Source organism: Paenibacillus methanolicus, assembly GCF_008124765.1.
Taxonomy (GTDB): domain Bacteria; phylum Bacillota; class Bacilli; order Paenibacillales; family Paenibacillaceae; genus Paenibacillus_Z; species Paenibacillus_Z methanolicus.
On sequence record NZ_VNHS01000003.1, the window covers coordinates 666,509 to 678,783 of the forward strand.

Genomic DNA, 12,275 nt, shown 5'->3' on the forward strand with positions numbered 1-12,275 from the left:
CCCAACAATCGCTTCTCATACGTCTTTCGCGGCCGGTTTGTGCATTTCATTGAACGCATACACATTGTAGTAATCCGGGATGTTCAAGTCTTCGTAGTAATCGATCAAGACATGGAAGCCGTTGGTTCGGAATAGGTTCTCGAGCCTGCCGATCTGCTCCCCGTCCAATCCGTGTACCTCCATCACGATTTGGTTGATTTTCCCCCAATCTTCCGGATGGATGCCTTCCAGCACCTCGAACTCGCTCTTTTCCACGTCGATTTTGAGCAGATCAATCTGGTTCAGATCGTAATAGCGGATCATTTCGGAGATCGTCGTTAGCTTGCATCGATAGATCTGTTCATTAAGGAGCTTCGGCGTCATCAGATGATCGACAAACCGGTTTAGCACGCGCGGGTCGGCAAAATCGTTCCTGTAATGGTTGATTAGCCCGTATCGGAGATCTTGATCGTGGTTCTCCCGGTATTTGATCTGGACGGAATCCGTGGACATCGTAGGAAAATAGGCAAACTCCGCTTCCTTGATCTCGTTGGAAAGTCCGACGTTAACCGTCGTTACGCGAGGCAGCGAGCTCGTATTCATCATCAAGAGGTTAAACGTCGGAGGGATCGGCTCAAAGGCATAAACCCTGCAGTTGCTCTTGCTGCTGACAAACAGGGTAAACATGCCGATATTAGCCCCGACGTCCATGACCGTGCCGTTATCCGGGAGCGTAATGCCGTGCTTGAAATACATCTCCTTGCGGAAAATCTCGTTGTAGAGGAACTCGGTCTCGCCTTCGTTGTTTGGATAGATTTCGATCCCGTTGGGCAGCCGTTTCTTTGCGATAGCCCCTGTCTGCGACGGATGGCGCTCCTGCTCCGTTCTGCTCATTCGAATCACCTTCTCATCGTTCTGTTTATTGGGCATTTCACTAACTGCTGGCGCTTTCATAGCGTTTGACGGCCAGTTTCCAGAACAGCCTAACCGCGATAAGCGAGATAACCGGAGCCGCAAAAATCCATATGCCGAGGAACGCATTCAATCGCTCGATCAAATAAACCGACGGCATGTTGACGATGAACAAGATCGGCACGACATACAGCCCTATTCTCCGCAGCCATTTGGGGTAGATGTACATGGGCATATTGTTCAGATCCCAGCATTTGTCGAGCATGTCGAAAATCGCGCCGGATTTCACCGTCCAGAAGGACAGCAGCTGCGGAATCAGAAGCACCGCATACATCACGACCGTGCCGCTCAAGATCGCGCCGATATATCCGGCCAGGTGGATAAAGCTTGGTTCGATGTCCAGACGCCGCCACGCCAGCACGACCATCGTAATGCCGGCGATCAGGTTCGGGATCGGAAACGCGAAGTTGACCTGCCGGAATGAAATCATGAACTGCAGCGAGAGCGGCTTCGTCATATACAAGTCCAGCGTCCCGTTGCGGATATGACCGGCGAATCGATAGAAGTTATCCATAAATAGCCCCGTATAGATCGCGATCATGATCGTATAGGTCCCGGTGAAGATCATCATCTCGTCCGGGGAGATCCCGTTGATTTCGATCCCGAGCTGGAACACAAAGAAGATATAGATCAGCTTGGAAAACAGAAATACGGTCTCCATGATCAAGCCGGAGTAGAAATTCGCTCTGTATTCCATGTAACCGACCAAGCTGTTCTTGGCGAAAATAAAGAACATGCGCACATGCTTCCGGATCTCCGTTAAGCTGACACTCACCGACCTAACCTCCAACGGCTACATATTTCCTCATCCCGGCATCCCACGAGAACTTGGAAATGATCATAAGCGCGATCACCCAGACCGCCTGTACGAGAAGCCCGCGCACGATCTCATGACCCGTCATACTCCCGTTGATGATGTTAACCGGGAAGAACACGACATATTGAAACGGCAAATAGCTGGAGATGCTAGATACCGTATCTCCGAAAATAGTAAGCGGAAAGATAGCGCCGCTGAGCAGGTAGACGCCTTGTCCGAACGCGATAAAAACGCCCCAAACCTCCGTAATGATGAACGCGAGCGCGCTAATCGAATAGAAGAGGAGGAAGTTGATGAGTAGTCCGAACAGAATGCCGACCAAGAACAGCACGATCTGCTCCCCTCTAAGATGAAACTCCCAAATCCGGGTAAATACGATCATCAGGATCGCAAATAGAATAAGGACGACACCGGTTTGAACCGTTTTCCCCCCGAAAAAATTACAAATCCGATAGCTGAAATAATGGATGGGCTGAGCAATGAATTTGCTCAGTCCGCCCGTCTTGATATCATTCGCGATTTCCCCTTCGAAGCCGGCAGAAACCAGCTTGGAGACGACGCCGGACAGCACGGAATAAATCATCATCTGGGAATAGGTATAGCCGTTGATAATCTCATGCGGCGAGCTGCGATACACGGCGGTCCAGAGGAAGCATTGGACGAGAATGATGAAGCTTCCGCTGATGAGGCTCAGCAGGAAATCGGTCCGGTACTCCATCGCGCTCTGAAGAGCGAGGATGTACGTCCTTTTATACTTCCGCAAAGCTTTCATGGCTGACCCCATCCTTCTGATACAAGCTTTCGATCCCTTGCTCGACCGGGATATCTTCAATCGTGAAATCAAGGATCGGGAACCGGTCCAGCATCATCTTGGAAAGCCGCTGGAGGTCATGCTTATCGATCTCCATGACGGCATTCATGCCGTCATGCTGCATGATCGTGCCATAATCGAGCAGCGCTTGCCTCGGCACTTCGTCCGTAAATTGCAGCTTGATGATCTTCTTGGCATGAAACAACTCGTTCACGCGCCGCAGGTCGCCGTCGTATACGATCTTCCCGTGATTAATGATGATCGTTCGTTTGCACAGATCCTCGATATCCGCCATGTAGTGGCTCGTCAGAATGACCGTTGCTTTCGTCTGCTGGTTATAATGCTTCAGGAACTCCCGAATGCGCTTCTGCGAAATCAGATCGAGTCCGATTGTCGGCTCATCCAGGAAAATCACCTTGGGCCGGTGGATCAGCGACGCGATCAGCTCCATCTTCATCCGTTCGCCAAGCGACAGCCTCCGCACCTGGATGTTGAGCAGGTCCTTTACGTCAAGCATCTCCGTAAGCTCATCCAAGACAAGGTTGTATGGCTTATCCTCGAGCTCATAGATACATTTATTCAGATACAACGATTCGTTCGCCGGCAGATCCCACCACAACTGCGATTTCTGCCCCATCACGATCGAGAACTGCATCTTGAATTCTTTCTTCCGTTCCCAAGGGACATAGCCGAACACCTTCGCCTGGCCGCTTGTCGGATACAAGATGCCGGACAGCATCTTCAGCGTCGTCGTTTTGCCGGAACCGTTCGGGCCCAAGAATCCGACCATCTCGCCTTGCTCGATCGCGAATGATATTTCGCTGACCGCCTCTTTGATCAGCGTATTTCGCTTCACTAAATTTTTCAGGGATTTTTTGAACCCCAATTCTTTTTCATAGTAGTTGAAGTTCTTGGATAAGCGTTCGACTTGGATGATGCTCACCGGTGCACCCCATTTATGTTGATCTGGAATAGCTAAACACCGTGCAAATGCAAGACGCTGCACTTGGAACACGCCGGTGTCAGTCGTTCGTCCATCATTTCCCGTATCCTTCCGTAGGTCATGCTATGCCATAATTCTTGTACGGAGGCTTCATGTAATCGGCCGATCTCGAACTCCTTGAAAAATTTGCACGCGATAATCGTTCCGTCGGGCGTAATATCCATCCGATTCGACAGCGCCAGGCACTTCTTGTTCATCGTGCCTTTGCCCACCACCTCTTTGCCGAGCACGAAATCTTCGATCTGGTCCTGATCCAGATTCGGCTGGTAGCGCAAACGCATCTTCCATGTCCGGTTGTTAACCCGGTCCAGCTCGCTCATCAAAGCAGGTATGCGCTCCGGGTCCAGCTTGTAGTTAAAGGCGTGCCAGCTTCGTTCCCCCTTGTGCTCGCTCGCCGGAAGAAAGTCGAACGTCCGGTCGAAGTAATCGTCCATCCCCTGCGTGCATTCATCCGAGATATACCACGGGAAGCAGACCATGACCAGATCTACGCCGACGCCCTCCAGAAAGTCCAGCAGATCGTAAAGTTTGCCGGTCATGGCATCGTTCACGACGGTATGGATCGAGATTTTGCCCCTGAATCGGTTTTCCTTACGCAGCTGGACTAGCATCCGGATGGCGTCTATCGCCTTGTTGAACACCCCTTTGCCGCGAAGCGCGTCATTCTCCTCTTCGAATCCATCGAGCGCGATAAGCAGCTCCAGGTTATCGGAAATACGCAGCAAAGCGTCCAGTTTTCGCTCGATCAGCATCGCGTTCGTGCAGATCGTCGTTTCGCGAGGATGGGCTTCAAGCAGGTCGGCCAAACGGTCGAAATGGCTGTATACGAGCGGTTCGCCGCCCCAGATGTAGAGCCTTGACTTGGCTGGTTCCGTCTCGAGGATCAGCTTCTCCAGCAGCCCGTAATCGAGTTGTTCCCGCTGCTGCTCCGGCGTCATGAAGTGGTGGTAGCCAGTGTCGTTCCATTGATAGCAGTGCTTGCAGCGCAAGTTGCATTGGTTCGTCAGTTTAATCCCGACCGACTCCGGCAACGGCGTCGCGTAACCTTTCGTTTTCGCCATGTTCCGCTTTGTTTCCACGGTATTCTTGATGGTACGTTTCAATATTTCTAAATCCTTGGGTGAATGTTTGATCTCCGATTTCGGATTCATAGGAACACACCCTTCATCAAAGTATGGGGTCGCTCGCATCGATCAGTAAATATAATACCTTGAACAAGCCGTGCAAATCGGAAGCATATTTTTTTTCATATACGCGCGATATTCTTTGTACTTGCCGCTATTCCAGATATCGAGCAGATTCTCGTCGTTCACGTTGCCAAAGGTCAAATCATAGAAAGCATGGCAGGGCGAAACGTCGCCCCTTGCCGTAATCTCCGCATAAACCCATGGAAGCGAGCAGCGGTTTCGTTTATCGGCCATCTGATCGAATTGCCCCGAGAAATAGTTGCGCAAATTCGGTTCATCAATCGTCTTCGGATACGTAATCACATGAATGCGGTTGTTCAAGCAATATTCCTTCACCGCATGGAGCTGTCTCGTCAATTCCGGGATATCGATCTGGCTGAACGAGCTGATGTCCCGCCATACCATCCCCTTGGCATAAGGAGCGCCATGAACATCGAATTCCTCTCGAAGAACCTCCACATATTGGGCATACTGCTCTTCCGTTGCATAGAGCTGTACTTCCATGCTGATATGGTCCAACATCGACAAGTCGATATGCTTGAAGAAGAACTCCTCGATGTACATATAGTTCAATGGCGTAATGATGAAGGAAACGCCCATCTTCGGAAACTGCTTGCCTTTGCTCTCCCGAAGCTCATAGAGCTTCTCGATCCCCTTGATCACTTTCTTGAACACGCCTTTGCCCCGCTGCCGGTCGTTGATTGCCTCGGGACCGTCGAGCGACATCCAGATTTTATTGGGGGCCGTCTCGACAAGCATCTCGGCATGCTGCTCGAGCAAGGTGCCGTTCGTGGGGAAGTCCGCAACGCTTCCATAATGCTGGATCATGGCCAGAATGTCGCTCAGCCACGGGTACATCAGCGGCTCGCCGCCGAAGAAATCGTAATACGGCTTGCCCGGGCTGCACGCGACGATAATCTTTTTGATCACATCCGGATCCAGCTGCGCTAACGTTTTCTTGCTTTTGTAAGGCCCTTCGAGTCCCCACTCATAGCACATCTTGCATCGTAAATTACACTCCTCCAGCAACTGTAAGACGATCCATCTCGGGTAGCTTACGGTTTCTTGGGCCACGCTCAATTTGTTTACGCTCATCGCACGATCCCTTCCGCCATTGCAATCTTATCCGTTCGTTAACGCGACTCTCGAACAATAATGATCCACATAATTCGTCCGTTCTCCAGGTCTGTTCATGATCGCATGATGCATCTCCTTCAGGATCTCTACGGCAAAATCCATCTCCCGCCACTTCTCGTAGCGAATTCCGAACCCAAGCGACTCCCATAATTCCAAATTGCGCTGCTCGTGACTTCCGAACGGCTCCAGCAGAATAAGAGGGGTAGCGGAGGCAAGCGAATCGATCAATGTGCCCGCCCCCGGCTTGGCCACGATGGCCATCGCCTCCGAAGCGACGTCGAATAGCCAATGATGATCAGCCTTTGCGGCGAAGGCGTTCGTCTCTTCTTCCGATATCTCGATGTAGGGCGGAAACTCGTGCAGGTCGTTCGCGCTCTTCACCCATGCGCACCACTTCGGATCGTTCATCCAATATCGGTGGCCGGGATCGGGCTTCGCTTCCTTCCAATCGTAAGCGACGATATCAAGCCCGTAGTTTCTGCCCGCAAGCTCCGGCACTTTACTTTGATAAGTGCCCATCCCCCAGCCCCCGCCATGGACGACAAGCCTCCGCTTTCTCGATCCGAAGGGCAGCGGCTCGTCGAGAGAGACCGGGATTTCGCAGCGAATCTCCATCTTGTCGGTATCATAGAGACATGCATCATAATAAAACTCGTTATAGCGAGGATGAAACTTCTTCAGGCTTTTCCAAGACGGGGCCAGATCCGAATCGACGTAGAGCAGGTCGACATGAATGGGTTTGGGCAGCATCTTCTCCCGATACAGGTCCAGAATATAGACCCAATGTCCGGATAGCGATATGAATTCGCGCCGGTCTTCCGCTTTCCACGCGTCCAGCAATAGCTCGACCCGGGCATAATCCATGCTGCCCCGGATATCCATCGGCATGCGGGCCGATACATTCGCAAGGGCGAAATTATGGTGGTAAGCGCTCCTGCTGTCTGCAATATGATCCATCTTGTCTTGTTCCAAATAGCTTTCGAACACGAGCGCTTCGGTCGCGATACCCCTTTTATTGAAAGCGCTTGCAACTAATAGTCCGGGAATATAGAACCCCAACCCGAAACCCGAGCATAGGATCGTTACTTTCCGCCCACCCATAAGCCTTCTTCCTCCATTCGTGGTATCAAGCGCTTCGGACTGCATCAGCCAACGATTTTGAAGGATAACGACGACAGCACCTCCTTGACCTTAGCGGACAATCCTTCGCGATCCTGTTCCCCCCCGACTAATGAATAATACAATCTGCCTTTCACCTGCTTATTCCGGATCCCTCTGCGCTCGCTGACGACTTTGTTAATAAAGAGCGTATTCGCGCTTAACGGCAAGATGCCGAACCCTCGATCAGGCTTGTAGAGAACCCCTTCGCGATCCAGCGTTTCCAGCAATTGATCGAACGTCACGTCGCAAGCAAACTGCACCGTCACATGCGTCATGCTCCCGGCTGCAGAGTGCTTCTCCAGGTAACGGTCTACGTAATGCTTGATCAGACTCATCGATCTTCTGGCGTTCACCTCGACGATCGGAACGATGCGGCCGTCTGTCAACAGCATGGAATCGACGCATACGTCGCCGTGATAACCGGCCCGGTAAAGCTCGCGAGCCGCCAGTTTCATCACTTCAAAATACTCCGCTTCCCGCAACACATGAAGCAGCGTATCGTCGGCCGTAACGGAGCCTTGGTAAGCAAAATGGCGATTGACCAATTTCTGCACCGAAATAAGCCGGTAAGCGCCATCCTGATCGATGTGGAATTGACAGGAGAAATCCAGTTCCTTGCGGAGGAACGGCTCAATAATAAACCGGACCGTTCTTCCCTTGCTGTGCTGATCGCCGAGATAGGATGTCACTCGTCGCAGCATCCCTTCCGACTCGATCAGCAAATTCCCTTTCCCGGATACGCCAAATTCGTCTTTGATCAGCAAGGGTCCCTGACGCAGCAGCGTCAAGCCGCTTGCCAGCAGCTCTTCATGCGAATAGACCGTTTGGCTATCGGACCGAAGACCAAGGCGGCGGTTCAATTCGGTTGAAAACAGCTTCGAATTTACAGTTTGAACCGTTTCGACAGCTGGGAAATCCTGTTTCAACCCATAACGCGCGGCAGCGCGATCCGCCCCCGGAATGACGGCAAAGGGTGACAACCGGGCGCCATCCAGCCATTGGGGATCCATGTCGCCCATTCGATCGGCTAATGTGATCAGGTCGAATATATTGGCGGTTCTGGCTGCGCTTCCCGCTTCAGGCTCTTCGAGATCGGTTGAATTGGAATGAAATTCAAATCCGAGCTCATGCAAATACGCTTTGTGGCAAGCGTTCATTCGATAGCGGGTAACGAGCCTATCCTGCGCCTCGCAAAAGGGGAAGAGCAGCTCATCCATGGCCGCCACGACATTCTCCATTTCGGGATCGCGAAACGACGGCAACATGGCCAGATTAGGGTCGCGCCAGAAGCGCTCCGCGTCGAACGTCCCGATGATGAGTTCGCCCTTGCGTCTATCGTTCATACCGATGAGATTGTCTTCAGGTCGGAGATATAACGGCAGAAGGTCGTGACCGATTCCACAAGCGTGAAGTCGAATTGTTCAAAATCGATTTCAATACCGAACTGCTCTTCCACTTTCAAAATGAAAGTAATCATTTGCAGGGAGTCCAGCCCCCCGTCCTCCATGATGTTGGAATGCTCGTTCAAGCTTAGCGCCAGCTCGGCATCATCCTTGATTTCGCTTATTATCGCAATGATCTGTTGTTCCATAGGTACCCCCACTTAATGGATATATTGGCCTTGGTAATAATGGATCGTTCTAGTAAGGGCCTCGCGCAAACTGATCGCCGGTTCCCAGGCCATAATCGTCCGCGAAACGGTAATATCCGGCTTCCTTCTCCTTGGGTCGTCTTCCGGCAGCGGGAGGAACTCGATCTGCGCGTTGGACTTCATGAGTTCCTTCAATAGCTCAGCGACCTCAAGTATGGTGACCTCCTCCGGATTCCCCAAATTGACGGGCCGTTCGTACGCGGTACTCATCAATCGCACAATCCCTTCCAGCAGATCGTCGATATACTGGAAGCTTCTCGTCTGTCTGCCGTCGCCATAAATCGTGAGGTTTTGCTTGGCCAGGATTTGATTAATAAAATTGGTAATGACGCGTCCGTCATTCAAATCCATCTTCGGGCCGAATGTGTTGAAAATCCGAATGACCCTTACCGGTATGCCGTATATCCTGTTCATCCAATAGGTGATCGCCTCCGCATACCGCTTCGCCTCGTTGTAGCAGCTTCTTGCTCCAACCGAATTCACGTTGCCATAGTAGCTCTCCGGCTGCGGGTGAACACTGGGGTTTCCGTAAATCTCGCTTGTTGAAGCCAGGAAGAAACCGGCCTGCTTTTCTTTGGCCAGATGCAGCAGATGCATCGTTCCTTCGCTGCTGACCCGCATCGTTTCGATCGGAAAGGCCAAATATTTGGGCGGACTGGCAGGACTTGCGAAATGCATCACCCAATCGACAGGTCCTTCAATTACGAGGGGAAAAATAACGTCGTGTTCGATGAACTCAAAATTTGGCGACCGCAAGAGATTGTCCATGTTGGCGGAAGACCCGGTCAGAAAATTATCGACACCGATAACGGTATGGCCTTCCCGCAACAGCCTATCGGCAAGATTCGATCCGATGAACCCTGCGACTCCCGTTAATACAATGATTATTATTATCCCCCCATATGCTTGTGGTTTTGCGAAACCGCTCTCCATTCAATCGATGTTCCATCTAGATGATCGGGTCATTCAGATGTAGAGGCGTTAAACGTTTAATGAACCATTTTTTTCCTCTTCACTTATCTTAGCTGAAGAGACTTTCGTTCATCACCCAATAGATTCATGAATATTACCTTTCAAATTATAGTTCTTCAACAAACGCTGAAATAGCCGATAGACCGACTGCTTGGAGAAGCCGCCGAACGTCAAGCATTTGGCCCGCCTAATGCTACCCGTTCCCAGAATACGTGAAATAGGCGAATGAGCAGTCATTCGCCTATTTCACGAGTATTTGTTTAATCCATCCACCATGGATTAGAACATGAACGGCATCACGACATAGACCGTTCCGACGGACGCTTCGAAAGCGATCGTATCCCCGTCCGCCACGGTCGAGATGGACGCGCCGGCTTCCGTCTTGATCGTCAACCGCCGCCCTTCCGACCTGATCCGGCATCCCCCCGCTGAATTCGCGCGAATAATACCGTTAAGCAATTCACCGTCCGCCCATTCGATATCGACCTCGAAGCCGCCTCGCGCGCGCAACCCCTTGACGGAGCCGGTCGGCCATGCCGAGGGAAGCGCGGGCAGCAGATCGATGACGCCTTCATGGCTCTGCAGGAGCATCTCGGCGACGCCGGCCGTGCCGCCGAAGTTGCCGTCGATCTGGAACGGCGGATGATTATCGAATAGGTTCGGCAGCGTCGAATCGCGGAGCAGCGCGGCGAAATTGCCGTACGCTTCCTCGCCGTCGCGCAGCCGCGCCCACATGTTGATCATCCAAGCCCGGCTCCATCCGGTGTGACCGCCGCCATGCGTGAGCCGGCGCGTCAACGTCGTCCGAGCGGCCGCCGCAAGCTCGGGCGTCTTCCGCGGCGTAATTCGCGATCCGGGATGCAGCGCGAACAAGTGCGAGATGTGCCGATGACCCGGCTCCGTCTCTTCGTAATCCTCCATCCATTCCTGCAGCTGCCCGTATCGGCCGATCTTCGGCTGAGGCAGACGCGACCGGACCTCGGCCAGCAGTTCCCGGAACGAATCATCGATACCGAGCAATTCGGCCGCTTCGATGCAAGCGCCGAACAACTCGTCGATGATTTGGCTGTCCATCGAAGGACCGATGCACAGCGCGCCCTCCTCCCCGTTCTCCAGCCGGTACGTGTTCTCCGGCGAGACGGACGGGGTCGTGACGAGCTTCCCGTCGGTCGTCTCCGTCAGGTAATCCAGGAAGAAGACCGCGGACTCCTTCATCGTTGCGTACGCCTTCCCGAGGAACGAGCGATCGAGCGCGAACTGGTAATGCTCCCATAAGTGAAGGCACAGCCAAGCCGCGCCCATCGGCCAGATCGTGGCGGGTATATAGATGTCCTGAGGCGCCGTGTCCCCCCACAAGTCGGTATTATGGTGGGCAACGAACCCGCCGCAGCCGTACATCCGCCGTGCCGTCTCCCGGCCGTTGGGGCGCATCCGCTCGATCAGATCGAACAGCGGCTCGTGGCATTCGGCCAAGTTGCATGCTTCCGCAGGCCAATAGTTCATCTGCGCGTTTATGTTAATCGTATACTTCGAATCCCATGGCGGCGTGAAATGCTCGTTCCAGATCCCTTGCAGATTGGCGGGCAGCGAACCGGAACGACTGCTCGCGATGAGCAGATAACGACCATACTGGAAGTACAGCTCCGACAAGCCGCGGTCCTCGCCGCCGGCCTGCAGCTCGGCGAGCCGTTCGTCCGTCGGCCGCGCATCGGCAGTCGCACCGCCCAACGACAACGTGACGCGGCCGAACAACGGGCTATAATCCTCGACATGTCTCTCCCGCAGCTTGCCATAGCCGAGGTTGCGAGCGGCCATGATCGTCTCGCGGGCGCATGCCTCCGGATCCGCGTGCCGAAACGTCGTGCCTGCGGCGGCGAGAATGACAGCCTCGTCTGCTTGGTCGACGACCAGAAACTCTCCGTAATTCTCGACCTTCCCGCCGACGGTTTGTACGCTGGCAATCGAACAGACGCCGATGCCGTCCGGGCCGCCGATGCCCGCTTTCATGACGAGCAGGCCGCCCGCCTCGCTCCGCAGGCTGTCGAGGCACCGCTGCCGTCCGCGCGTGAACCGCAGCCGGAACGATACCGCGCCGCTGCGGTTCGCCGCGATCCGAACGGCAATGACGCCATCCGGGTAGCTCGCGAGATGCTCGCGCTCGAACCGGATATCGCGCCATTCATAGGTGACGGAAGCAATCGCATGCACCAGATCGAGTTCCCGGCGGTATTCCGACACGTCCGCCTCGTCGTGTCCGAATTCGAGCATGAGATCGCCCAGCGGTTCGTAATGGCGCTGACTCTCCGGCGTGCCGGACAACGCCATGGCCGCCAGCCGCTGCCCTTCGGCCAGCCGCCCCTCCGCAAGCAGCCGCCGAACCTCGGGCAGATGCCTCGGCGCGTCCGGGTTGTTACGGTCCATAGGGCCGCCGGACCAGACGGAGTCTTCGTTCAGCTGGATCCGCTCTTCGCTCGTCCGGCCGAATATCATCGCGCCCAACCGGCCGTTCCCGATGGGCAGCGCTTCGTTCCAGGTTCCCGCCGGACGGGTATACCATAGCTTCATTGCTTCATCCATTGCCTGCT

11 protein-coding genes are annotated in these 12,275 nt (G+C 53.6%); all 11 read right to left on the minus strand.

Annotated features, from left to right (window positions below):
- Positions 1-15: 15 nt before the first annotated feature.
- The 11 genes from BCM02_RS11390 to BCM02_RS11440 all read right to left on the minus strand — a co-directional run bounded on the left by BCM02_RS11390 (position 16) and on the right by BCM02_RS11440 (position 12,267).
- Entirely contained in the window at positions 16-873 is an 858-nt protein-coding gene (locus BCM02_RS11390) for an FkbM family methyltransferase (protein WP_187434157.1), read from the minus strand.
- 40 nt (positions 874-913) lie between these two features.
- Positions 914-1,726, minus strand: coding sequence for an ABC transporter permease (locus BCM02_RS11395; protein ID WP_148929170.1), 813 nt, complete (start codon positions 1,724-1,726; stop codon positions 914-916).
- A gap of 4 nt (positions 1,727-1,730) precedes the next feature.
- The gene (locus BCM02_RS11400) at positions 1,731-2,540 is read right to left on the minus strand and encodes an ABC transporter permease (RefSeq protein WP_187434158.1); all 810 of its coding nucleotides are present in this window, start codon (positions 2,538-2,540) and stop codon (positions 1,731-1,733) included.
- Complete coding sequence (locus tag BCM02_RS11405) at positions 2,518-3,522, minus strand: ABC transporter ATP-binding protein (protein ID WP_148929172.1); 1,005 nt, start codon at positions 3,520-3,522, stop codon at positions 2,518-2,520. Before BCM02_RS11405 ends, BCM02_RS11400 begins: the two co-directional genes overlap by 23 nt.
- Positions 3,523-3,554: 32 nt before the next feature.
- Positions 3,555-4,643, minus strand: coding sequence for a radical SAM/SPASM domain-containing protein (locus BCM02_RS11410; RefSeq protein WP_246183329.1), 1,089 nt, complete (start codon positions 4,641-4,643; stop codon positions 3,555-3,557).
- Between the two features lie 132 nt (positions 4,644-4,775).
- Positions 4,776-5,864 (minus strand): radical SAM protein, encoded by a 1,089-nt coding sequence (locus BCM02_RS11415; protein ID WP_148929174.1) that lies wholly within the window; start codon positions 5,862-5,864, stop codon positions 4,776-4,778.
- A gap of 27 nt (positions 5,865-5,891) precedes the next feature.
- On the minus strand, positions 5,892-7,007 hold the full coding sequence (locus BCM02_RS11420; protein ID WP_148929175.1) for a UDP-glucuronosyltransferase: 1,116 nt from the start codon (positions 7,005-7,007) through the stop codon (positions 5,892-5,894).
- Between the two features lie 44 nt (positions 7,008-7,051).
- Positions 7,052-8,410, minus strand: coding sequence for an ATP-grasp domain-containing protein (locus BCM02_RS11425; RefSeq protein WP_148929176.1), 1,359 nt, complete (start codon positions 8,408-8,410; stop codon positions 7,052-7,054).
- The gene (locus BCM02_RS11430) at positions 8,407-8,658 is read right to left on the minus strand and encodes an acyl carrier protein (protein ID WP_148929177.1); all 252 of its coding nucleotides are present in this window, start codon (positions 8,656-8,658) and stop codon (positions 8,407-8,409) included. The genes BCM02_RS11425 and BCM02_RS11430 overlap by 4 nt, the downstream gene beginning before the upstream one ends.
- A gap of 12 nt (positions 8,659-8,670) precedes the next feature.
- A complete protein-coding gene (locus BCM02_RS11435; RefSeq protein WP_148929178.1) occupies positions 8,671-9,651 on the minus strand; it encodes a UDP-glucuronic acid decarboxylase family protein in 981 nt (326 codons plus the stop codon).
- A gap of 318 nt (positions 9,652-9,969) precedes the next feature.
- Positions 9,970-12,267, minus strand: coding sequence for a glycoside hydrolase family 95 protein (locus tag BCM02_RS11440; protein ID WP_246183330.1), 2,298 nt, complete (start codon positions 12,265-12,267; stop codon positions 9,970-9,972).
- Positions 12,268-12,275 lie beyond the last annotated feature (8 nt).